21 protein-coding genes and 1 pseudogene are annotated in these 22,250 nt (G+C 75.0%); 10 read left to right on the top strand and 12 right to left on the bottom strand.

What is annotated here, in order from left to right; all coding sequences use genetic code 11:
• Nucleotides 1-4 precede the first annotated feature (4 nt).
• The 3 genes from ACH4SE_RS30180 to ACH4SE_RS30170 form a co-directional block, all read right to left on the bottom strand.
• Nucleotides 5-925: a hypothetical protein gene (locus tag ACH4SE_RS30180; protein WP_398546697.1), complete on the bottom strand. Its 921-nt coding sequence runs from the start codon at nucleotides 923-925 to the stop codon at nucleotides 5-7.
• A complete protein-coding gene (locus ACH4SE_RS30175; RefSeq protein ID WP_398546696.1) occupies nucleotides 922-1,530 on the bottom strand; it encodes a SigE family RNA polymerase sigma factor in 609 nt (202 codons plus the stop codon). Before ACH4SE_RS30175 ends, ACH4SE_RS30180 begins: the two co-directional genes overlap by 4 nt.
• 208 nt (nucleotides 1,531-1,738) lie before the next feature.
• Nucleotides 1,739-2,713, bottom strand: a complete 975-nt coding sequence (locus ACH4SE_RS30170; protein ID WP_398546695.1) for an A/G-specific adenine glycosylase — start codon at nucleotides 2,711-2,713, stop codon at nucleotides 1,739-1,741.
• A gap of 196 nt (nucleotides 2,714-2,909) precedes the next feature.
• On the opposite strand from ACH4SE_RS30170, the gene ACH4SE_RS30165 reads away from it, so the two are divergent.
• Nucleotides 2,910-3,713: a hypothetical protein gene (locus tag ACH4SE_RS30165; protein WP_398546694.1), complete on the top strand. Its 804-nt coding sequence runs from the start codon at nucleotides 2,910-2,912 to the stop codon at nucleotides 3,711-3,713.
• 94 nt (nucleotides 3,714-3,807) lie between these two features.
• On the opposite strand, the gene ACH4SE_RS30160 is transcribed toward ACH4SE_RS30165, so the two are convergent.
• The 3 genes from ACH4SE_RS30160 to radA all read right to left on the bottom strand — a co-directional run bounded on the left by ACH4SE_RS30160 (nucleotide 3,808) and on the right by radA (nucleotide 6,972).
• Nucleotides 3,808-4,164 (bottom strand): hypothetical protein, encoded by a 357-nt coding sequence (locus ACH4SE_RS30160; protein WP_398546693.1) that lies wholly within the window; start codon nucleotides 4,162-4,164, stop codon nucleotides 3,808-3,810.
• Nucleotides 4,165-4,282: 118 nt separating this feature from the next.
• The gene (gene disA, locus ACH4SE_RS30155) at nucleotides 4,283-5,437 is read right to left on the bottom strand and encodes a DNA integrity scanning diadenylate cyclase DisA (RefSeq protein ID WP_398546692.1); all 1,155 of its coding nucleotides are present in this window, start codon (nucleotides 5,435-5,437) and stop codon (nucleotides 4,283-4,285) included.
• A 131-nt stretch (nucleotides 5,438-5,568) separates the two neighbouring features.
• Nucleotides 5,569-6,972: a DNA repair protein RadA gene (radA, locus tag ACH4SE_RS30150; RefSeq protein ID WP_398546691.1), complete on the bottom strand. Its 1,404-nt coding sequence runs from the start codon at nucleotides 6,970-6,972 to the stop codon at nucleotides 5,569-5,571.
• A gap of 219 nt (nucleotides 6,973-7,191) precedes the next feature.
• Between radA and ACH4SE_RS30145 the strand changes: the two genes are divergently transcribed.
• Nucleotides 7,192-8,886, top strand: a complete 1,695-nt coding sequence (locus ACH4SE_RS30145; RefSeq protein ID WP_398546690.1) for a hypothetical protein — start codon at nucleotides 7,192-7,194, stop codon at nucleotides 8,884-8,886.
• A 33-nt stretch (nucleotides 8,887-8,919) separates the two neighbouring features.
• Nucleotides 8,920-9,579, top strand: a complete 660-nt coding sequence (locus ACH4SE_RS30140; RefSeq protein ID WP_398546689.1) for a class I SAM-dependent methyltransferase — start codon at nucleotides 8,920-8,922, stop codon at nucleotides 9,577-9,579.
• A 132-nt stretch (nucleotides 9,580-9,711) separates the two neighbouring features.
• Here ACH4SE_RS30140 and map read toward each other — a convergent pair whose 3' ends face one another.
• The gene (gene map, locus ACH4SE_RS30135) at nucleotides 9,712-10,479 is read right to left on the bottom strand and encodes a type I methionyl aminopeptidase (protein WP_398546688.1); all 768 of its coding nucleotides are present in this window, start codon (nucleotides 10,477-10,479) and stop codon (nucleotides 9,712-9,714) included.
• Nucleotides 10,480-10,536: 57 nt separating this feature from the next.
• Here map and ACH4SE_RS30130 point away from each other — a divergent pair, with 57 nt between their 5' ends.
• The gene (locus ACH4SE_RS30130; RefSeq protein WP_398546687.1) at nucleotides 10,537-10,821 is read left to right on the top strand and encodes a helix-turn-helix domain-containing protein; all 285 of its coding nucleotides are present in this window, start codon (nucleotides 10,537-10,539) and stop codon (nucleotides 10,819-10,821) included.
• Between the two features lie 203 nt (nucleotides 10,822-11,024).
• Here the strand turns inward: ACH4SE_RS30130 and ACH4SE_RS30125 are convergent, their stop codons facing one another.
• Both ACH4SE_RS30125 and ACH4SE_RS30120 read right to left on the bottom strand, forming a co-directional pair.
• Nucleotides 11,025-11,519 (bottom strand): hypothetical protein, encoded by a 495-nt coding sequence (locus ACH4SE_RS30125; RefSeq protein WP_398546686.1) that lies wholly within the window; start codon nucleotides 11,517-11,519, stop codon nucleotides 11,025-11,027.
• Nucleotides 11,520-11,580: 61 nt separating this feature from the next.
• Complete coding sequence (locus tag ACH4SE_RS30120) at nucleotides 11,581-12,384, bottom strand: hypothetical protein (protein WP_398546685.1); 804 nt, start codon at nucleotides 12,382-12,384, stop codon at nucleotides 11,581-11,583.
• A gap of 196 nt (nucleotides 12,385-12,580) precedes the next feature.
• Between ACH4SE_RS30120 and ACH4SE_RS30115 the strand changes: the two are divergent.
• The 3 genes and pseudogenes from ACH4SE_RS30115 to ilvD form a co-directional block, all read left to right on the top strand.
• Nucleotides 12,581-13,510, top strand: a pseudogene (locus tag ACH4SE_RS30115) (Ppx/GppA family phosphatase); the annotation flags it as partial.
• 337 nt (nucleotides 13,511-13,847) lie between these two features.
• On the top strand, nucleotides 13,848-14,672 hold the full coding sequence (locus ACH4SE_RS30110) for a sugar phosphate isomerase/epimerase family protein (RefSeq protein ID WP_398546849.1): 825 nt from the start codon (nucleotides 13,848-13,850) through the stop codon (nucleotides 14,670-14,672).
• A gap of 149 nt (nucleotides 14,673-14,821) precedes the next feature.
• Nucleotides 14,822-16,678, top strand: a complete 1,857-nt coding sequence (gene ilvD / locus ACH4SE_RS30105; protein WP_398546684.1) for a dihydroxy-acid dehydratase — start codon at nucleotides 14,822-14,824, stop codon at nucleotides 16,676-16,678.
• A gap of 74 nt (nucleotides 16,679-16,752) precedes the next feature.
• Here the strand turns inward: ilvD and ACH4SE_RS30100 are convergent, their stop codons facing one another.
• Entirely contained in the window at nucleotides 16,753-17,637 is an 885-nt protein-coding gene (locus tag ACH4SE_RS30100; protein WP_398546683.1) for an SGNH/GDSL hydrolase family protein, read from the bottom strand.
• A gap of 360 nt (nucleotides 17,638-17,997) precedes the next feature.
• Between ACH4SE_RS30100 and ACH4SE_RS30095 the strand changes: the two genes are divergently transcribed.
• The gene (locus tag ACH4SE_RS30095) at nucleotides 17,998-18,531 is read left to right on the top strand and encodes a hypothetical protein (protein ID WP_398546682.1); all 534 of its coding nucleotides are present in this window, start codon (nucleotides 17,998-18,000) and stop codon (nucleotides 18,529-18,531) included.
• Nucleotides 18,532-18,660: 129 nt separating this feature from the next.
• A complete protein-coding gene (locus ACH4SE_RS30090; RefSeq protein WP_398546681.1) occupies nucleotides 18,661-19,059 on the top strand; it encodes a PPOX class F420-dependent oxidoreductase in 399 nt (132 codons plus the stop codon).
• Nucleotides 19,060-19,158: 99 nt separating this feature from the next.
• Here the strand turns inward: ACH4SE_RS30090 and ACH4SE_RS30085 are convergent, their stop codons facing one another.
• Nucleotides 19,159-19,629, bottom strand: a complete 471-nt coding sequence (locus ACH4SE_RS30085) for a hypothetical protein (protein WP_398546680.1) — start codon at nucleotides 19,627-19,629, stop codon at nucleotides 19,159-19,161.
• Nucleotides 19,630-19,787: 158 nt separating this feature from the next.
• On the opposite strand from ACH4SE_RS30085, the gene proC reads away from it, so the two are divergent.
• Nucleotides 19,788-20,597, top strand: a complete 810-nt coding sequence (gene proC, locus ACH4SE_RS30080; RefSeq protein ID WP_398546679.1) for a pyrroline-5-carboxylate reductase — start codon at nucleotides 19,788-19,790, stop codon at nucleotides 20,595-20,597.
• Nucleotides 20,598-20,673: 76 nt separating this feature from the next.
• On the opposite strand, the gene trpS is transcribed toward proC, so the two are convergent.
• Complete coding sequence (gene trpS / locus ACH4SE_RS30075) at nucleotides 20,674-21,684, bottom strand: tryptophan--tRNA ligase (RefSeq protein ID WP_398546678.1); 1,011 nt, start codon at nucleotides 21,682-21,684, stop codon at nucleotides 20,674-20,676.
• Nucleotides 21,685-22,250 lie beyond the last annotated feature (566 nt).

The raw sequence follows: 22,250 nt of genomic DNA, 5'->3' as shown, positions 1-22,250 counted from the left end.
CGCGCTACCCGCCCGACGCGGTGGGCGCCGGGGAGGCCCCGGTGAGCGCCGGGACGCCCGTGGTGGGCTGGGCGGTCGGTGCGGGCCGGCCGGCCGTCGCGCTCGGCAGGCCCGGGTCGAGCGGGTCGGAGTCCGGACGCGGCGCGGGCTCGGTCGACGTCGGCTCGGGCATGACGGTCGGCGTCTTCGACCCGAAGTCCGCGTATTCGCGCGAGACCTGCACGAAGCGGCCGCCGCGCCACACGTACGTCACCGAGTCCTGTCCGACCGGCGACGACGCGGGGTCGTTCATCTCGTACACCTCGTGCGTGATCTCCAGTCGGCCGCCCTCGACGCTCCCGTAGACCGGCGGCCTTTCGTCGGCGAAGACGTTCTGGTACTTCCCCGCCACCATACGGTAGACGTACGCGGCCACTCCCAGGCCGTTTCCGCAGGTCGTGACGTTGACCACGAGGTCGGGGCCGTCACCGGAGGTGAGGTTTCCGGAGTCGACGGTGACGGGGTAGTCGTCGGGGCCGCCGGTGCGGAGCGCACGGCCGGGGCGCTCGGAGGGGGGCGTGGCGGGGGGAGTGGAGGCGGAGGCGTCCCCGTCGCCGGCCCCGGGGTCCTGACCCGCGCCGTGACCGGACCCGGCACCGGACGCCGACTCCGCCGCGCGCTGACGGGGCGGGCCCGCGGTGCCGCACGGGACGAGGTCCTCGCGCACGTCGCGGCTCACGCTGCTGTCCCGCCGGACCATCGTGGTCAGCGCCCTCTTGTCCAGCGCGAGGGGCGGCGCGCTCTGCGTGGACACCGCGCGGGTGCTCGGCGACGGCGCCGGGCCCTCGTTACGGGCCCCCGTCCCCGCCGTGCCGCAGCCGGACACCACGACGCACGCGCCGGCCAGCGCGGTCATCGCGGTGGTCGCGGCACTCGCGGGTCTCACGCGACGCACATCGCCTCCGTCAACTCCTCCCGCCCTGTTCCGGGCCCCGTCCCCGGGGTCGCCACGGCCCGCGCCGCCGGGCGCGGGCGGTGCCGGTAACCGTAGCCGCCGTCCTCCAGGTGGTCGCGCAGGCGGGCCAGCGCCCGGTGCAGCGTGCTCTTGACCGTGCCGATCGACAGGCCCAGCGCCCGGGCGGTCTCCTCCGTCGTGAGCTGCCCGTAGTGCCGCAGCAGGACCACCTGGCGCTGCTTGGGCGCGAGTCCGGCGATGGCGTCCAGCAGCATCTCACGGTCCGCGCGCTGCTCGGCCCCGTCGTCGACGACGGACTCCGGGGACTCCGGCAGCTCCCCGGTGGGCACTTCCTCCAGCCTGCGGCTGCGCCACCACTCCGTACGGGTGTTGATCATGACCCGCCGCATGTACGCGTCGGCGAGGGCCTTGTCGGCGATCGTGTCCCACCGGGGAAAGGTACGGACGAGGGCGGTCTGGACGAGGTCCTGCGCGTCGATCGGGTCCGGGACGAGACGGCGGGCGCTGCGCAGCAGGGCGTCCTGCCGTGTCCTGACGTACTCCTCGAAGTCCAGTACCGCGCCGGTCCCCGCCATGGTGCTTCTCCCGCCCCTTGCTTGTCCTTGCGGACGAACGTAGGGAGTGGATGTCAGGCTTCCGCGACCGTGAGCGCACGGTGGGCGCACGGCGAGCCATCGGTTGTGTAACAGGCGGGAGGAAACGGGGCGTTACGGCACCGGTTGCCGTGCCCGCCCGCATGCCGGACGGGACGGCGGGCCGCCCCCGGCGAGGGGGCCGGCACCGTCAGGACGGCAGGCGGTAGACGCCGTTGGCGAGGGGCTCGACGAGGCCGTCGGCGACCAGTCCGTCGAGCGCGCGGGCGCGCTGGACGGGCTCGTGCCACACCGCGTCCAGGGCGGCCTGGGACACGGGCCCGGGCGAGGCCCGGAGGACGGCGAGCAGGCGGCCGCGGACCTGGCGGTCCGTGCCCGCGTACGTCTGGCCGCGCCGGGGCGGCCCCTCGTGGGGCGGGCTGCCCGCGAGCCGCCAGGCGCAGAGGGCGGCCACGGGGCAGCGCCCGCACTGGGGGGAGCGGGCGGTGCACACGAGGGCGCCGAGCTCCATCGTGGCGGCCGCCCACCGCGCCGCGGTGGCCTCGTCGGAGGGAAGGAGCGCGGCGGCGGTGCGCCGCTCCGCCGCGGTCGTGGCGTTGGGCGGGTGCTCCACGCCGGTGACGACGCGGGCGAAGACCCGCCGGACGTTGGTGTCGAGCACGATGTGGCGCTGCCCGTAGGCGAAGGACGCGACGGCGGCCGCGGTGTACTCGCCGACGCCGGGCAGGGCGAGCAGTTCCGCGTGCAGGCGCGGCACTTCGCCGCCGTGCCGGTGCGCTATGGCGGCGGCGGCACCGTGCAGGCGCAGGGCCCGCCGGGGGTAGCCGAGGCGGCCCCAGGCGCGGACGGCCTCGCCGGGGGATTCGGCGGCGAGGTCGGCGGGGCGGGGCCAGCGGGCCAGCCACTCGGCGTGGACCGGGAGGACACGGGCCACCGGGGTCTGCTGGAGCATGAACTCGCTGACCATGACCGACCAGGCGCCCGCGTCGGGACGGCGCCAGGGCAGGTCGCGGGCGTGCGCGCCGAACCAGTCGACGACCAGCTCGTGCAGCGACGTCACGGTGGCGGGCGTGAGCCCCGGGACCTCCGGTCTCGGGTGCCGCGGCGCGGCCGGGGATGTGGCGGTTGGGGCGGACTCGGGGGTGTCGTGCAGGTCTGTGCTCATGGCAGGGCGATCCTCGCACATACCACTGACAGCGACCGCCCGGAAACGTAAACGTGATCATCCGCAAAGAGCGGCGACGGAGCGGCGGGTGTTGCGACGGCACACGGGTGATCTCCCCTAGAGTTCGGGTGTGGGCTCGTTGCGCAATCCCGTGGGACCTCTTCCGTCGTCCATCTACTGGCGGCGGCGAGTCGCCGTGTCCGCCGCTGTGGTGGTGATCGCGGCGCTTGTGGTCTGGGCCGTGACCCGCGGCGGCGGAGGTGGCGGCAAGGGGACGTCCGCGCCCTCCGGTTCGCACACGCCCGTCGGCACGATCACCGCGGGCCCCACGCCGTCCGGCACCCACATCAGCGGCCGCCCGGGCGGCCGCGACACCGACCCGGGCGACACGGACGGCGGCAACTCCGCGGGCGCCACGGCGGGTTCCGCCGGCACGGCGGGTGACACCGCGGGCTCCGGCGACGGCACCGCGGGCTCCGGCGACGGTACGGCGGCGGGCTCGTCCGCCGGCACGGACGCGGGCACCGGCGGTGGCGGCAGCGGTGGCGCGGACGGCACGGGCGGCACGGCCGTGCAGGTCCCGGCGGGGTCCCCGCTGCCCAACTGCACCTCCGCCACGGTGACGTTGGCCCTCACCACGGACCAGAACCAGTACCCGGCGGGCCAGTACCCGGCCTTCACGCTGCGCGCCACCAACAGCGGCGCCGCCGACTGCAAGCTGGACGTCGGCGCGGTCTCCGCGGTCCTCGACGTGACGAAGGACCCCGACAACAGCCACGTGTGGTCCTCCGCGGACTGCCCGCCGAGCAAGTCGCCCTACCTGATCAGGATTCCCGCCCACAGCTCCGCCGCCCACACCGTGCGCTGGAACGGCCGGACCAGCTCCCCCGAGTGCGCGTCCCCCAAGGGCGCTCCCGCCACCGCGGGCAACTACCTCGCCCAGGTCACCGTGCCGGGCTTCGGCGTGAAGCAGCGCTCGTTCTCGCTGTCCGCGAGCTAGGGGCTCCCCGGGTTCACACGCGGCCGCGGACCGGCTCCGCTCCAGGGCCGGCCGGGGCCGTCCACGCGGTGCGGGACCGGAGCGGGCCGCGCTCCTAGAAGGTGATGACGGTGGCCTGTTCGAGCGTGAAGCGCAGGAACTCGTCCCGGGCCACCTTCAGGTTCAGCCCGCGCCGCAGGAGTTCGGCCTCCGTCCCGTCGGCGCGGGCCGCGTTGACGCAGGCCCCCACCAGGACGCCGCCGGCCACCAGTTCGTCGATGTGGCGGTTGTAGGTGACGACCGCCTCGGAGGGGTCACCGTCCGAGAGACGGCGCTGGGCCGGTCCAAAGCAGAAGACCTCGACGCCGCAGTCGTGGTCGGGCGCGATCTCCTGGATGCGCTGGGCCACGCGGGTCCCCGTCGCGAGCGAGTGGTCGTCGTCGTGGAACACGTGGATGACCGTCTTCGGCATCTGCCGCCACCTCCCAGTCGTCCGGTCCGGACCCGGACGGCCCGACCCTAACGAGGGTCTCCCATGGCGAGACGGCCTGTATCACTAGGTGATACAGGCCGTCTGGGGGTGACGGGTCCTAGACGTAACGCTCCAGGATCGAGGACTCCGCGAGGCGGGACAGGCCCTCGCGGACCGAGCGGGCGCGGGCCTCGCCCACGCCCTCGACGGCCTGGAGGTCGTCGACGCTCGCCGCCAGGAGCTTCTGGAGGCCGCCGAAGTGGTCGACCAGGCGCTCTATCACCGCGTTGGGCAGACGGGGGACCTTGGCCAGGAGGCGGTAACCGCGGGGCGAGACCGCCGAGTCGAGGGACTCGGGGGAGCCGGTGTAGCCCAGTGCCCGGGCCACCGAGGTCAGTTCGATCAGCTCGTTCTGGGGGAGGCCGTCCAGTTCCGCGAGGGCCTCGGCGACCGTGCGGCTGCGCTTGGCGGTCGGCTCGGGGACGTAGTCGCGCGCGACCAGCTCGCGCTCCGGCTCCACCCCCGCGATCAACTCGTCGAGCTGCAGGGCCAGGAGGCGGCCGTCGGTGCCCAGCTCCACGACGTACTCGGCGATCTCGGTGGCGATCCGGCGGACCATCTCCAGGCGCTGGGCCACCGACGTCACGTCCCGGACGGTGACCAGGTCCTCGATCTCCAGGGCCGACAGCGTGCCGGCGACCTCGTCCAGCCGCAGCTTGTAGCGCTCCAGGGTCGCCAGCGCCTGGTTGGCGCGGGACAGGATCGCCGCGGAGTCCTCCAGGACCCGCCGCTGCCCGTCGACGTAGAGGGCGATCAGCCGCATCGACTGGCTCACCGACACCACGGGGAAGTTGACCTGCCTGCTGACCCGGTCCGCGGTGCGGTGCCGGGTGCCGGTCTCCTCGGTCGGGATCGTCGGGTCCGGCACCAGCTGCACGCCCGCGCGCAGGATCTTGGTGATGTCCTTGTCCAGGATCAGCGCGCCGTCCAGCTTGCACAGTTCGCGCAGCCGCGTCGCGGTGAACTCCACGTCCAGCACGAAGCCGCCCGTGCACAGCGTCTCCACCGTCCTGTCCATGCCCAGCACGATCAGGCCGCCGGTGTTGCCGCGCACGATGCGCTCCAGGCCGTCGCGCAGCGCCGTACCAGGGGCGACGGCGCTCAGCGCGGCGCGCATGAGCCCGGCGCCGTCCGCTCCGCCGCCGGACCTGCCGGCGGATTCCGCCGCTGCCTTGCGGGCCGGGGCGGAGCCTGCCCGGTCGTTGGCTGCCACTGCGTTCCTCCGGTCGGTGCGGTTTGGACTGAGTTTACGTCGTCCGCGCCGGGCACCGCCGATCGCCGGGCACACGCCCCCGGGGCGCAGCGGCCCGTCCGGTGCCGCCGCCGTCCGGGCGGGGCGCCCTCTCAGGACTCCGCGGCGCCGCCGCCCCGGGGCCTGCGGGCGGGGAGCGCGCGCAGTGCCTCGCCGATGTCGGACACCTCGATGACGCGCATCCCCGCGGGCACCTTGCCCGGGTCGGCCGGCACCAGGGCGTGGGTGAAGCCCAGCCGTGCCGCCTCCGCGAGCCGCCGCTGCACCCCCGTGACCCGGCGCACCTCCCCGGCCAGGCCCACCTCGCCGATCGCCACCAGGTTCTTGGGCAGCGGTGTGTCGATCGCCGCGCTCGCCAGCGCGAGCGCCACCGCCAGATCCGCCGCCGGCTCGGTGAGCCTCACCCCGCCGACCGTCGCCGTGTAGATGTCCTGCTTGCCGATCGCCTTGATCCTGCCGCGCTGTTCGAGCACCGCGAGCATCATCGAGACCCGGGAGTTCTCCAGGCCCGAGGTCGTACGGCGCGGCGACGGGATCTGCGTGTCCACCGTGAGCGCCTGCACCTCCGCGACCAGCGGCCGCTTGCCCTCCAGCGTCACCGTCAGGCACGTTCCCGGCACCGGCTCGTCACGCCGGGTCAGGAACAGCCCCGACGGGTCGGCGAGCCCCGTGATCCCCTCGTCGTGCAGCTCGAAGCAGCCGACCTCGTCCGTCGCCCCGTAGCGGTTCTTCACCCCGCGGACCAGGCGCAGCCGGGCGTGCCGGTCGCCTTCGAAGCTCAGCACCACGTCCACGAGGTGCTCCAGCAGGCGGGGACCGGCGATCGTGCCGTCCTTCGTGACGTGGCCGACCAGCAGCGTGGCCATACCGCGCTCCTTCGACGCCCTGATCAGCGCGCCCGCCACCTCGCGGATCTGCGCGACCCCGCCGGGGGCGCCGTCGATCTCCGGCGAGGCCACCGTCTGGACGGAGTCCAGGACCAGCAGCGACGGCTTCACGTCGTCCAGGTGCCCGAGCACCGCGGACAGGTCCGTCTCCGCCGCCAGGTAGAGGTGGTCGGCGATCGCGCCGATCCGGTCCGCCCGCAGCCGCACCTGCGACGCCGACTCCTCGCCCGTCACGTACAGCACCGGGCTGCGCTCACCGGACGCCTTCGCCGCGACGTCCAGCAGCAGCGTCGACTTGCCCACGCCGGGCTCGCCCGCGAGCAGCACCACCGCCCCGGGGACCAGACCGCCGCCCAGCACCCGGTCCAGCTCCGGCACGCCGGTCGAGCGCGCGGTGGCCTGGCGGCCGTCGACCTGACCGATCGGGCGGGCCGGGGCGCTCACCCTGCCGGGGGCGGTGGTCCGCACGGCGGGGGCGCCGCCGTACTCCTCGACCGTGCCCCACGCCTGGCACTCGCCGCAGCGGCCGAGCCATTTGACGGTCGTCCAGCCGCATTCGGTGCAGCGGTAGGAGGGGCGGTCCTTGGGGGCGGTCTTGCGGGTGGCCATGCGGTCACCGTAGCGGGCGGGTGTGACAGCGGGTCCCTCCGCGGCCGTCCGCCGGTGCCGTGCGCGGGCGCGCCGGGACGTACCGTCACGGCCGAGCGGCCGGATTCACCCGCAAGGGGGCGCTGTCGGCCCCTAACGGGGGGACGGGCAACCCGTAAGGGTTAATCGCTGCGAGGACGGCTGAACGGGACGCACTCGCGGGCCTACCGTCAGCCGGTGATGAGCAGGCAGGAGACCCCCACCCCCACGCCCTCCGCGCAGAGCCACCCGACGGGCGCGCACCGCAGGCCGCGGGCTGCGGCCCTCACGCGCGGCGCGGCCGCGCGCGAGGCGGCCGGACACGGAGGCGACGCCGCGCGGCACCGGGGGCGGGGCGGCGCGGTGGCGCGCCCGCAGGGGACGCTGCCGATAGTGCCGCCGGGACACTACGAGCCGTATCTGGACGGGCTGTTCACGTACTGCCTGTCGGTGCTGTGCGAGCACGACGCCGCGGCGGAAGTGCTCGGGGAGGTGCTGGCGCTCGCGGAACGGCAGCGGGCGCGGCTGCGGGATCCGGCGCTGCGCAGGCCGTGGCTGTACGCGCTGGCCCGCTGGTCGTGCCTGCGGCGGCTGGCCGCGGGCAGGCCGGTGGCACCCGTGCGGGCGGCGGCGGACATCGCGGCGCAGCGTGGTGCGCAGCTCGCGGCGCTGGCGTGGCCCGAGGCGGCGGGGACGACGCCGGAGCAGCGCGAGGCGCTGGAGCTGGCCGTGCGGCACCAGCTCGCGCCGCACGAGGTGGCCGCGGTGCTGGGGATGGAGACGGGCGCGGCACGCGGGCTGCTCGCGCGGGCGGCGTGCGAGGTGGAGCGGACGCGCGCGGCCCTGGCAGTGGTGGAGAGCGGGCGGTGCGCCGCGCTCGCGCAGCTCGCCGGGGACAACCGGGTGCTGCTCGGGCCCGCGTTGCGGGACGAGCTGGTGCGGCACGTCGACGAGTGCACGCTGTGCCGCCGTACGGCCGAGCGCGCGGTCGCCGCGGGGCCGTGGCCGGGGGCCCCCGGCGCCACCGCGGTGCTCGCCCTCATCGAGGCGCCGCGGGCGGCGTCGTGCGCGGCGCTGCTGCACGCGATGGAGAGCGGCGCGGGCCGCAGCCGGGGCGTCACACCGCGGTTCGACCGGCGGGGTTTCCCGCGCGATCTGCGGGACCAGGCGGCGCGGCGGGCGCAGTTGCGGCACCGCGTGATGACGACGACGGTGGTCGCGGCGGTCGTGGCCGCGCCCGTCCTGGCGGTGTGGGCGGCCTACCGCGCGACACCCCTCGGCGACGACGACACGCACGGCGGCCGTACGGCGGCGGGCGCGCCCGACACCGGTCTGCCCTACGAGAAGGCGGGCTCCTCCCGCCCCGGGCCCTCCGCCCCGCACCCCGGCACCCGCGCGCCGGGGGAGGCGTCACCCGCCGCGGACGTCACGGCGGTGACCGTCACGCCCTCCGCGACGGCGTCCCCTCCGGCGGGCGCGGGCACCCTCACCGTCACCGCGGCGCCGGCCAGGGGCGGCACCCTGGTGACGCTCACGGCGAGCGGCGCCGGCGACGTGCGGTGGTCGGCTTCGGCCTCGGCGCCCTGGCTGCGGCTCTCGGCGGTGTCCGGGGTGCTGCACCCCGGCGGGTCGACGACGGTCTCGATCACCGTCGAGCACTCCCTCGCCCCGCGCGGCAGCTGGACGGCGAGCGTGGCCTTCGCCCCGGCGAACGCCACCGTCATCCTGCACGGCACCACCCGCCGTTCGGCCCCGCCCCCGGCCTCCGCGTCCCCCACGCCCGCCCCGCCGGCCTCCTCCACCCCGGACCCGGCCCCGTCCGGCACCACCCCGCCCCCCACGTCGGCCCCGCCGACGGACCCGCCGACGACCCCCGACCCGTCCCCGTCCGGCTGACCGGGTGTCAGCGGCGGGCGCTAGGGTCCCCGGATGACGAGCGAACCGAGCACGGCCGGCTGGCTGGAGGACACCCGGGTGTCCTACGATACCGTCGCCGAGAGCTACACGGAGTACGTACGCGACCTGCTCGACGGCCTGCCGCGGGAGCGGGCCGCCCTCGCGGAGTTCGCCGGCCTCGTACGGGCCGGCGGCGACGGGCCCGTCGCGGACGTCGGCTGCGGGCCCGGCCGCGTCACCGCCTTCCTGCGCACACTCGGGCTGGACGCCTTCGGCATCGACCTGTCACCGCGGATGATCCAGATCGCCCGCCGCGACAACCCCGGCGTGCGCTTCGCGGTCGGCTCCATGACCGATCTGCCCCTCCCCGACGCCTCCACCGCCGGCCTCCTCGCCTGGTACTCCCTCATCCACGTCCCCGACGAGGAGATCCCGCGGGTCCTCGCCCACTTCCACCGCGTCCTGCGCCCCGGCGCGCCCCTCCTGCTGGGCTTCCACGTCGGTGACACGAGCCGCTGGAAGACGGAGGGCTACGGCGGGCACCCCATGCGCCTGTACGTCCACCACCGCACCCACGCCCGTCTCGCCTCCTGGCTCACCGCCGCCGGCTTCACCGTCGCCTCCCGTACGACCCTGACCTCGGCGGAGTCCCCGCTGGGCGGCATCCTCCTCGCCCACCGTGCCCCCTCCTGACCCACCGGCGGATGGGGGCGGACCGTTCGCGTCCCGGTGGCGCGGCACCTCCGGCGACGGTCTCCCCCCTCTCCCGCCGTCCGGGCGGGTGACGCGGCCCCGCCCGTTCCTGCCGGGCGCGGCGGAGAGCCCCTAGGGCAGGGTCAGCACGCGCGGCCCCTCCGCCGTGATCGCCACGGTGTGCTCGAAGTGCGCCGCCCGGCTCCCGTCGTCCGTCCGCAGCGTCCACCCGTCCGCGTCGGCGTGGTAGGCGTCGGAGCCCCCGGCCATGAGCATCGGCTCGATCGCGAGGGTCAGCCCCGCGCGCAGGGGGAATCCGCGCCCCGCACGGCCGCGGTTCGGGACGTGCGGGTCCTCGTGCATGCGCCGCCCGATCCCGTGCCCGCCGAAATCCGCGGGCATCCCGCAGCGCGCCTGCGCCGCCACCCGCCCGATCGCGGCGGAGATGTCGCCCATCCGGTTTCCGGGGACGGCGGCCGCGACACCCGCCTCCAGGGCGCGGACGGTCGCGGCGACGAGTTCGGCGTCGCCGGGGCGCGGTGTGCCGACGGTGAAGGTGACGGCCGCGTCGCCGGTCCAGCCGTCGAGTTCGGCGCCGCAGTCGACGCTGAGGAGGTCTCCGTCGCGCAGCCGGTAGCCGGTGGGGATGCCGTGCACGACGGCGTCGTTGACGGACGTGCAGATGACGCCGGGGAAGGGCGTCGGCGCGAAGGACGGCCGGTAGCCGAGGAAGGGCGAGGTCGCCCCGGCCTCGTCGAGGACGGCGCGGGCGGCCTCGTCGAGGTCGAGCAGCGAGACGCCCACGGCCGCGGCGTCCCGGGTCGCGGCGAGCGCGCGGGCGACGACGCGGCCCGCCTCGCGCATCGCGTCGATGGCCGCGTCGGTCTTGAGCTCCACCATGAGGGCAGCCTCCAATTTTTATACCGGTATTTGTTTACCGGTATTAGTATCACAGGCATGGTGAGAACCCCCCTGACCCCCCGCGAGCGCCGCCGGGGCGAACACTTCGGCGCGCTGCTGCGCGCGGCGCGCGGCGACCGCAGCATGGTGGAGATCGCGGCGGCCGCGGGCGTCTCCGCGGAGACGCTGCGCAAGATCGAGACGGGCCGCGCCCCGACCCCGGCCTTCTTCACGGTGGCGGCCCTCGCCGCGGCCCTCGGCATCTCCCTCGACGAGCTGGCCGCGGCCTGCGCCCGCGACGCCGCGGCCGCGGAAGCGGACGCGGAGGAGCTGACGGCCTAGGGCGTGTCCGCAAAGTCCCGTCGTCCGCCCGGAGGGCGGGGCAGACGGTGTCTGGTGCGTGCGATCGCAAGGCGGAGGGTCGTCCTCGTAGTGGGCCTACTCGGACGAGCCCGACAACGTAGCGAGCGTGCGTGCCAGGCGCCGTGTGCCAGGCGGGACTTTGCGGACACGCCCTAGGGGAGGGGAGGGACGGGCCCGCGGCCTCAGGTGTACGGGAGCGGGTGGCGGACCTCGAAGCCCTCGCCGCCGTAGAGCGAGTCGTACGTCACCCGCAGGGTGAGCCGCGTGGTGAGGAGCTGCCACAGGTCGCCGTGGCGGACCGGGTCGTAGTCCGGGACGTGCATCAGGAAGCGCTCCGCCCCCGCCGGGATCACGTGGTGCCCCGGGTTGACGGCGAGGGCGCGCGGCCACTCGGCGAGGCTGCCGCGCAGGCCGTCGATGACCGGGCGGATCCAGCCGCCCAGCTCGACCCCGTCGAGCGCGACGGAGGTCGAGGTGACGACGGCGGGCCCGAGGCCGTAGTTGCACAGCCGCAGGCCCGTCGTGCCGCCCTGGCGGCGCTGCGTCCAGATTTCGAGGAGGGGCGCCACCGAGTGCCGGTTGTGGCGGCGTGTGGTGCGGGCCTCGCTGATCGAGACGGCGAACGATGCGCTCGCTATGGCCGTGGCGGCGACGGCCGTGACGGTGCTGGCGTCCATGGCGGGCTCCTTCCCGTGGAGAAGGAGGCCCGCCGGGCCGCCGCCGGTTCCGGCGGGTCCGCTAGCCCGCGGCCGGGTCCGCCGGGTGCGGGGCCACGAGGGGGAGGGCGGAGGCGAGGCGGGCTTCGCAGGCGGCGGACAGCTCCGCGTAGGCCGCCGGGCCCATGAGCTCGGTCAGCTCGGCGCGGTAGGAGGCGTACACGGGCTCGCCGCCGCCGTGCGCGGAGGTGGCGGAGGTGCACCACCAGTGCAGGTCGTGGCCGCCGGGGCCCCAGCCCCTGCGGTCGTACTCGCCGATCGAGACGACGAGGACGCGCGTGTCGTCGGGCCGGTCGACCCACTCGAAGGTGCGGCGGATCGGCAGCTGCCAGCACACGTCGGGCTTGGTCTCGAGCGGCTCGCGGTTCTCCCGCAGCGCGAGGGCGTGCAGCGCGCAGCCCTGGCCGCCGGGGAAGCCTGCGCGGTTGGAGAAGATGCAGGCGCCGTCGACGACGCGGGTCTGCCGCTCGCCGTCCTCGTTCTCCTCGGCCCAGTAGCCGTCCCGGCCGGTGCCGAGGCCGTGGAACTGCCAGTCCTGCGCGGTGAGCCGGGAGACGTGCCCGGCGACCCGCTTCTCGTCGTCGTCGTCGGAGAAGTGCGCGCCCAGCGAGCAGCAGCCGTCGTCCGCGCGCCCGGCGACGATGCCCTGGCAGCCGTGCCCGAAGACGCACGCCCAGCGTGACGTCAGCCACGTCAGGTCGCACCGGAAGACCTGCTCCTCGTCCGCCGGGTCGACGAATTCCAGCCACGCCCGCGCGAAGTCCAGCCCCGCCTCGTCGCCCACCGCGACCTGCTCCCCGCCGTTGCGGGCCCTCACCTTTGCCACGCGCCCAGCGTAAGACCGTATTGCCCCGTTTCCCCTCACCGCCCCGCAGGAGACGTCTCTTCCCCCCGCCGAAGGCGCGCGGGAAAGGGCGCGCCCCCGCCCCGGCGGCCCCTCCCGCGGGGCGCGCACCCCGCACTCCCGGCCGGTGCGCGGGCACGCCCCCTCCCGCCCCCGCCCCGGCCGTAAAGTGCTGCCCATGCGACTGGGAGTGCTCGACGTGGGGTCCAACACCGTCCACCTGCTGGTGGTGGACGCGCACCCGGGCGCGCGCCCGCTCCCCGCGTATTCGCACAAGGCCGATCTGCGGCTCGCCCAGCTCCTCGACGCGGACGGCGCGATCGGCGACGAGGGGGTCGAGCGCCTCGTGGCCACGGTCGCGGACGCGATGCGCGTCGCGGAGGACAAGGGCGCCGAGGACGTCCTGCCGTTCGCGACGTCCGCCGTGCGCGAGGCGGTGAACGGCGAGGCCGTGCTCGCGCGTGTCGAGCAGGAGACCGGCGTGCGGCTGACGGTGCTGTCCGGGGAGGACGAGTCGCGGCTGACCTTCCTCGCCGTACGCCGCTGGTTCGGCTGGTCGGCCGGGAAGCTGCTGGTGCTGGACATCGGCGGCGGCTCGCTGGAGGTCGGCTACGGCATGGACGAGTACCCGGACGCCGCCGTGTCGCTGCCGCTCGGCGCGGGCCGGCTGACCAGCGGCTGGCTGCCGGGCGACCCGCCGTCCGGCAGCCACGTGCGGGCGCTGCGCCGGCACGTCCGCACCGAGATCGCCCGCACCGTTGCAGAGTTCGCCCGCCTCGGACCCGCCGACCACGCGGTGGGCACGTCCAAGACCTTCCGCCAGCTGGCCCGTATCGCGGGGGCGGCGCGCAGCGCGGACGGGCTGTACGTGCAGCGGGTGCTGCGGCGCGAGGTGCTGGAGGAGTGGGTGCCGCGGCTCGCGGAGATGGCGGCGCGGCAGCGCGCGAACCTGCCGGGCGTGTCCGAGGGCCGCGCCGGCCAGCTGCTCGCGGGCGCGCTGGTGGCCGAGGCGGCGATGGACCTGTACGGCGTCGGCGCCCTGGAGATCTGCCCGTGGGCGCTGCGCGAGGGCGTGATCCTGCGCAAGCTCGACGTGATGGCCGCGGGGACGGCGGAGGCGGGCCCGTCGCCCTCCGCGCCGGCCCCGGCCGCCCCCGCCTCGCGGGGCCCTGTGGCCAACACCACACCGCATGTCGCCCCGTACGCCCCACCCGCCCCCTCACCCCCGCAGAACGGCGGGTCAGGCGCCACCGTCGCCCGCCGGACGGGCTGAGCGCGCACCCCCCTGAGGCCCCCGCGGCGCCCGGGAGCGGGCCCTCCCCGCGGGCCACGGCCGTACGCTGGCATGCGTGTCCCACGCCCCCGACAGCCCCGACGCAGCCCCCGGCACGCCGCCCCGCGGCACCGTGCCGCCCGCGGGCGTGCCCGGCGCGGCACCCGGCGGCATGACCGGCGGGGCCGCGTGCGGCGCGAAGGTCGCGCTGTCCACCGCCTCCGTCTACCCCGAGTCGACGGCGACGGCCTTCGAGATCGCCGCCCGCCTCGGCTACGACGGCGTCGAGGTCATGGTGTGGACGGATCCGGTCAGCCAGGACGTCGACGCGCTGCGCCGGCTGTCGGACTACCACCGCGTGCCGGTACTCGCGGTGCACGCGCCCTGCCTGCTGATCACCCAGCGGGTGTGGTCCACCGACCCGTGGGTCAAGCTCCAGCGCGCGAAGTCCGCCGCCGAGCGGCTCGGCGCCTCGGCCGTCGTCGTCCACCCGCCCTTCCGCTGGCAGCGCTCGTACGCGCGCGGCTTCGTGCGCGGGGTGTGGCGGATGGCGGACGAGACGGACGTCCGCTTCGCCGTCGAGAACATGTACCCCTGGCGCTACCGCGACCGCGAGATGGCCGCGTACGCCCCGGACTGGGACGTCACCCGGGAGGACTACCGGCACTTCACGGTGGACCTCTCCCACGCGGCGACCTCGCGCACAGGCGTGCTGGAGATGGCCGCGCGGATGGGCGACCGGCTCGCGCACGTCCACCTCGGCGACGGCAACGGCTCGGCGAAGGACGAGCACCTCGTGCCGGGCCGCGGCACCCAGCCCTGCGCCGAGCTGCTCCGCTCCCTGGCCGGACGCGGCTTCGACGGCCACGTGGTCGTGGAGGTCAACACGCGGCGGGCCATGTCCTCCGCGGAGCGCGAGGCCGACCTCGCGGAGGCGCTGGCCTTCGCCCGCCGCCACCTGGTCCTCCCGCCGGTCGCGAGCCGCCCCCGGCGCTGACGCCCCCCGCCGGAGGGCTCCGCGAAACAGCACAAGCCTTCCGTCATCCGGACGGACTGTCCGGATCCTGGGCGACGGGCGTACCCTCGACGGCAGGCCGCGAGCCGCGTGCCGTCGTACGAACGCGAGTGGAACTAGGGAGTGGAACCGTGCCCGAGCTGAGGTCACGTACGGTCACCCACGGCCGCAACATGGCGGGCGCGCGCGCCCTCATGCGCGCATCCGGCGTGGACAACGCCGACATCGGCAAGCCGATCGTCGCGGTCGCCAACAGCTTCACCGAGTTCGTACCGGGGCACACCCACCTCCAGCCGGTCGGGCGGATCGTCTCCGAGGCGATCAAGGCGGCCGGAGCGGTGCCGCGCGAGTTCAACACCATCGCCGTGGACGACGGCATCGCGATGGGCCACGGCGGCATGCTCTACTCGCTGCCGTCGCGCGACCTGATCGCCGACTCCGTCGAGTACATGGTGCAGGCGCACTGCGCGGACGCGCTGATCTGCATCTCCAACTGCGACAAGATCACCCCGGGCATGCTGATGGCCGCGCTGCGGCTGAACATCCCGACGGTCTTCGTCTCCGGCGGCCCGATGGAGGCCGGCCGGGCGACGCTGGTCGACGGCACCGTCCGCAAGCTGGACCTGATCAACGCGATCTCCGACGCCGTCAACGAGAGCGTCTCGGACGCCGACATCCTCCGTATCGAGGAGAACGCCTGCCCGACCTGCGGCTCCTGCTCGGGCATGTTCACCGCCAACTCGATGAACTGCCTCACCGAGGCCATCGGCCTGGCCCTGCCCGGCAACGGCTCGGTGCTCGCCACCCACACCGCCCGCAAGGCGCTGTACGAGGAGGCCGGCCGCACCGTCGTCGAGCTGACCCGGCGCTACTACGAGCAGGACGACGCCACCGTGCTGCCGCGCGCCATCGCCACCGGCGCCGCGTTCGAGAACGCGATGGCGCTCGACATCGCGATGGGCGGCTCCACCAACACGATCCTGCACCTGCTCGCCGCCGCCCAGGAAGCCGAGCTGGACTACGGCCTGAGCGACATCGACGCGGTCTCGCGCCGGGTGCCGTGCCTGGCCAAGGTCGCGCCGAACGTCGCACCCTCCGGCACGTACTACATGGAGGACGTGCACCGCGCGGGCGGCATCCCGGCGATCCTCGGCGAGCTCTACCGCGGCGGGCTGCTCAACGAGGACGTGCACACCGTGCACTCCCGCTCGGTCAAGGACTGGCTCGGCACGTGGGACGTGCGCGGCGGCTCCCCCTCGCCGGAGGCCGTCGAGCTCTTCCACGCCGCCCCGGGATGCGTGCGGTCGGCCTCGGCCTTCTCGCAGTCCGAGCGCTGGGACTCGCTGGACACCGACGCGGCCGGCGGCTGCATCCGCGACGTCGAGCACGCCTACTCCAAGGACGGCGGCCTCGCCGTGCTGCGCGGCAACCTCGCCGTGGACGGCGCCGTCGTCAAGACCGCGGGCGTCGACGAGTCGATCTGGACGTTCGAGGGCCCGGCGGTCGTGTGCGAGTCGCAGGAGGAGGCCGTCGAGAAGATCCTCCGCAAGGAGATCGCGCCCGGCGACGTCGTCGTGATCCGCTACGAGGGCCCGCGCGGCGGCCCCGGCATGCAGGAGATGCTCTACCCGACCTCGTACCTGAAGGGCCGCGGCCTCGGGAAGTCCTGCGCCCTGATCACCGACGGCCGCTTCTCCGGCGGCACGTCGGGCCTGTCCATCGGCCACGCCTCGCCGGAGGCGGCCGCGGGCGGCACCATCGCGCTCGTCGAGGACGGCGACCGGATCCGTATCGACATCCCCGGCCGGACGATGGAACTCCTCGTCCCCGACGAGGAGCTGGCGGCCCGCCGGGAGGCCCTGGGCGGCGTCTTCAAGCCGCGCGCCCCGCGCGACCGGCCCGTCTCGGCGGCGCTGCGCGCGTACGCCGCGATGGCGACGAGCGCGGACCGCGGCGCGGTGCGCGACGTGAGCCTGCTGGAGCGCTGAGCCTCTGCGCGGCCGCCGTCCCCCGCGGGCAACTGCCCGCGGGGGACGGCGTTTTCGCGCCCGTGGGGGGGGATCTAGCCCAGGCCGAGGGCCGCGGCCGCGCGGGCGGCCATCGCGGACTCGCCGAGCGCGTTGGGGTGCACCGGCACGAAGTTCGTGCCGAACAGCACCGGTTCGATCCACCGCGTCCCGACGGGCCGGCACGCGTCGTGCCCGTCGGAGGCCGCGGCCATGTCGACGTACGTCGCCCCGGTCGCCGCCGCCGCGCGCTGCACGGCCGAGTTCAGGTGCGCCTGGAGGTCGCGCAGGTAGGGGATGTCGCCCGAGGCGATGGGCAGTTGCGCGAAGCAGCCGGGCACCGCGGAGGCCGGCACGATCCACGGGTAGCCGAGGATCGCGACCTGCGCGCCCGGTGCCTTCGCACGGACGGCCGCGAGCGCGCCCTTGAGCGCCTGGAAGGTGCCGTTGTCGACCTGGTCGGTGAAGGTGCTCCCGTACAGGCTCTGGCAGGGGTGGCCGAGGCCGAGGGTGGCGATGCCGGCGGAGCCGCAGGCGAGTATCGCGTCGATGAAGGTGTTGTTGTCGTTGCCGCCGATCGTCATCGTCACGACGTCGGTGCTCGCGCTCAGCGCGTCCAGCTGCGGTGCGATGCCCGGGTACTGGGCCCCGGCGAAGTCCTTCGTCTGGGCGGCGCCGCACGTGACGTCGTGCAGCGCGAGCCCGGCACGGGCGGCGAGCACGTGGGGGTAGTTGGCGGAGGACCGGATGCACAGCAGCGAGGCGTCCGGGTCGAGCGGCAGCACGCCGGAGGCCGCGCTGTAGCTGTCACCCATCGCCACGTACGAGCGCTGGGCCTGCGACTGGGCCTGCGCGGTGGGCGCGGTGAGACCGAGGACGGCCAGTGCCGCGGCGGCGAGGACGGCGGCGAGGCCGCGGGCGCGGCGGGGGAGAACGCGCATCGACATCTCTCCTCGTTTCGTGGGGGTATGTGACGAGATCGGGTGAAGTCGGCGCTGCTCAGCAGAAGTTACTGACTGGTCAGTCTGTGGTCAATGGTCCGCGCACGCACCCGTCGCAAAGGCGTTCACTTCTTCACGGTTTCGCCGCACCGCCGCCGCGACCACGCCCCCGCCGTGCCCGGACCCCCTCCCGGGCCGGGGCCGCCGCCGTCGCGGCACCGGCCCACCCACCGGACGGCCGCGGGACACCGCGCGGGCGGCCCCCGCGACCGGGGGACCGCGGCGCCCGCCGTACGCGGCGGCCCGGGGCGCGGACGCCGGTCCGGACCGCCGCCCGTCCACTTCCCGCCCGTGCCCATAATGGAAGGCGTGAGTGAGCACCAGCAGACAGCCGCCGCCCCCGAGGCCCCGGGAGCCGCGGCCCCCGCCCAGGGCCCGGCGCCCGAGCCGATCCGCTTCTTCGGGACGACCTGGGTCGACCACGACCGCGGCTACGGCCTGCGCCGCCTCGGCGTCAGCGTGGGCTCGCTGGCCGCCGCCGCGGCCGGCTCCTTCGTGCTCAAGATCGGCTTCCAGGGCCTCGGCGACGCCAAGATCGGCACGTTCGTCACCGCCCTCGCCTTCATCGGCCTCGCCGTGTGCAGCGTCCTCGCCTTCCGCCACACATGGCGCGGCTTCGTCACCCGCCGCCCCTCGGGCGACGCCGACGGTACGGCGAGCCTCTACGCGATCGGGTTCGTCGGCGGCCTGCTCGCCTATTTCGTGCGCTCCCTGTCCGAGGCCCCCGGCGAGGACCTGCGCCGTGCCGAGTACGCCGAGGCCCGCGCCCGGTACGAGGCCCGCCAGTCCCGCCCGAAGGCGAAGGCGAAGCCCAAGGGCAAGCGCAGGCGCTGAGCTGCCGCGGGACCCCGGCCGCGCCGCAACCCGTGCGTCCGGCGCCCCCGCCCGTCCGCGGGGAGACCGCGCGTGCTCCCGCCGGCCGAACCCCCTCCTCCGCACGCGGTGGCCGCTAGCCTTGCGACGGTGAGCACGACGGCATCCGAAGCGGTGACCGCGCTGCGGCGCGGCAAGTACGTGAGCGTCACCACCTTCCGGCGCGACGGCACCCCCGTGCCGACCCCCGTCTGGTACGCCCTCGGCGACGGTGAGCTGGTCTTCTGGACCGGAGCCGCCAGCGGCAAGGTCAAGCGGCTGCGCACCAACCCCCGGGTGGTGCTCGCCCCCTGCAACGCCCGCGGGCGCGTCGCCCCCGGCGCCCCCGAGCTGGAGACCACCGCCCGCGTCCTGGACGACGCGGGCAAGGCCGCCGCCCGCCGCCTCCTCGCCCGGCGATACGCCCTGGTCCGGCTCGGCGACCTGGCACGCACGGTGCTGCGCCGCACCGCCCGCCCCGACCAGGTCGGCGTCAGCGTGGCCCTGTGAGCCGCCCCGCCCGGTGAGCGCCGTCCCACGGCACACGACAGCGGGGCCGGCAACCCGCCGGCCCCGCCGCACCACCCGCCCGCCGGTCCCCCGGCGACGTCACCCCCGGGCCGCGCTCACCGCGCCGACCCCGCCCACCACCGCCGCGACGACCGCGCCGTGCCACAGCCCCGTCCACACGCTGCCGAAGAAGCCCTCGCTCGTCAGCACCTGCCGCAGCACCAGGTCGGTGACGAACATCGCCGCCGCCGGTACCGCCGCCACGCGCCACGGGTGCCTGCGCGCCCACCGCCTGATGCGCCGGTCCCGGCCCCCGTGCCCGTGCGCGGAATACCCGAGCACCGCGCCGGCTCCCCCCACGCAGAAGAAGAGCAGCGCGGCGATCGACAGGGAACCGCTGAGAATGCCGAGTCCGAAGTGCCCCTGCACCAGGTGCAGGGCCAGCGACACACCACCGCCGAGCGCGCCGACCACAGCCGCCGGCCGCCACGGACCGAGGCTCGCGGAGGCGACGGCCAGCTGCCGCTTCTCCGCGCCGGTGGTCACGGTTTCGCGGGATGAAGGGTTCATACCGCTACGGTCGCCCCGTCCCGTCCCTATGCGCCATAGGGGATGACCCTGAGCCGCCCCCCACCCCCGCCCAGGCCCCGCCGGCGCACAGCCGCGGACGACTTCCGGCCTGTGGACAACCCCGACCCGGTGTCCGCCGCACCCGGCATCATGGGGCCATGACCCAGCGACACGTGGCCGTCCTCGGCACAGGAAAGATCGGCGAGGCCCTGCTCTCCGGCATGATCAGGGCCGGGTGGGCGCCCGCCGACCTGCTCGTCACCGCCCGCCGCCCGGAGCGCGCCGAGGAGCTGCGCACGCGCTACGGCGTCCAGCCCGTCGACACCGCGGAGGCGGCCAAGACCGCCGAGACCCTCATCCTGGCCGTCAAGCCGCAGGACATGTCCGTGCTGCTCGACGAGCTGGCCCCGCACCTGCCCGCCGACCGCCTGGTCATCAGCGCCGCCGCCGGCATCCCCACCACCTTCTTCGAGGAGCGCCTCGCCGAGGGCACCCCCGTCGTCCGCGTCATGCCCAACACCCCGGTGCTCGTCGACGAGGGCATGTCCGTGATCTCCGCGGGACGGCACGCCGACGAGAGCCACCTCGCCCGCACCGAGGCGATCTTCCAGCCGGTCGGCAAGACCCTGCGCGTCCCGGAGAAGCAGCAGGACGCCGCCACCGCCCTGTCCGGCTCCGGGCCCGCGTACTTCTACTACCTCGTCGAGGCCATGACCGACGCCGGCATCCTCCTGGGCCTGCCCCGCGCCCAGGCGCACGACCTCATCGTGCAGTCCGCGATCGGCGCCGCCGTGATGCTCCGCGACAGCGGCGAGCACCCGGTCAAGCTCCGCGAAGCCGTCACCTCCCCGGCCGGCACGACGATCAGCGCCATCCGCGAGCTGGAGAACCACGGGGTACGCGCCGCCCTCCTCTCCGCGCTCGAAGCCGCCCGCGACCGCAGCCGCGAGCTGGCCTCCGGCGCCTGACCCGCGGGCTGCGTCCACCGGGCCCTGCCGCTCCCTCCCGGGGAGGGGCCGGACCCGGTGGCGCACCCGCACCCCTTCAGGCCGGCGGCAGGAGCCCGACCGCGCGGTAGGCCGCGTCGACCGTCGGCCGCGCGACCTCCCGCGCCCGCGCCGCGCCCTCCCGCAGCACCCCGTCCAGATACCCCTGGTCCGCGCTCAGCTCGGCGTGCCGCGCCCGGAGCGGCCGCAGCAGCTCCACCACCGCCTCCGCCGTGTCCCGCTTGATGGCCCCAAAGCCCGCGCCCTCGGCGTCGTAGGCCTCCGCGAGCGACTCCGCGTCCTTGCCGGTGCAGGCCGCCAGGATCTCCAGCAGGTTCGCCAGCCCGGGCCGCGCCGCCCGGTCGAAGGTCACCCCCGGCTCGCTGTCGGTCACCGCCCGCATGACCTTCTTCGTGATCACGTCCGGCTCGTCCAGCAGGTAGACGATCCCGGCGGTGGCCGCGTGCGACTTGCCCATCTTCGACGCCGGCTCCTGGAGGTCCATGACCCGCGCCGCAGCCGCCGGCCGCGTGGCCCGCGGCACCACGAACGTCGTCCCGTACCGCTGGTTGAAGCGCTCCGCCAGATCCCGGGTGAGCTCCACGTGCTGCGTCTGGTCCTCACCCACGGGCACCTCGTCGGCCCCGTACGCGAGGATGTCCGCCGCCATCAGCACCGGGTAGGTCAGCAGCGACAGCCGCACCCCCTGCCCGGCTGCCTGCGCCCGCGCGGACTTCTCCTTGTACTGGATCATCCGCCGCATCTCGCCGTCCGTGGCGACGCACTCCAGCAGGTACGACAGCCGTGCGTGCTCGTCCACATGGCTCTGCACGAAGACGGTGCACACCTGCGGGTCCAGCCCCGTCGCCAGCAGCAGGCTCGCCGCCTGCCGGCTCAGCCGCCGCACCCGCGCCGGATCGTGCTCGACGGTCAGCGCGTGCAGATCCGCCACGAAGAACAGCGACTCCGCCCGGTGCTGGTCCTCCTCCGCCCACCGCCGCAGGGCACCGAGATAGTTGCCGAGGGTCAGATGCCCCGTGGGCTTCACACCGCTGAGAGTCCGTGTCATGTCGCCGTCTCCTGTCGTCCGTGGTTCGCCGGTCGATGTGCTCGGGAGACCGCCGCCCACCGCGGCCGCAGACAACGAAAACGGCCGCCTGGAGCGGCGGCCGTGGGTGCGTACGTGAGTCCGGGCCGCCTCTAGGCGGCCCACCACTGGGTGCTGTGACACGTACGCGACGTCATGGGGTCAGAGTAGCGCGCACCCCCCGGTTGTGAAGGTCCCGGCACGAAGTTGACACACACCGGACAGGTGCGTAACGTACTCCGGGCTGTCCGACGTGAGCACCGATCTTGGTCGGTTCCCGGACAGCCATTCCGCAGCAAACACTCGAACGACCACGGCCTGACGCCGGGGGCGTCTGCGTGTGCGTTTTTGGAATGCGCGGATTCTGCGGAAGCAGAAGCCAAAGCCCTCCGATTTGGAACGGCCGAGGGAGATCCGCTAAAGTCTCACTCGTCGGAACGGCCGAACGGCCGGAAAGACAAACCCCGCTGACTGGGGGTCAGGCACTGGAAAGCGTCTGATAGAGTCGGAACACGACGAAGGGAAAGCCCGGAGGGGCCGGTGAAACG

The organism is Streptomyces sp. NPDC020983 (genome assembly GCF_044333485.1).
Taxonomy (GTDB): domain Bacteria; phylum Actinomycetota; class Actinomycetes; order Streptomycetales; family Streptomycetaceae; genus Actinacidiphila.
The sequence above is the reverse complement of the archived record's forward strand: the minus strand, read 5'-3'. Positions and strand labels throughout refer to the sequence as shown.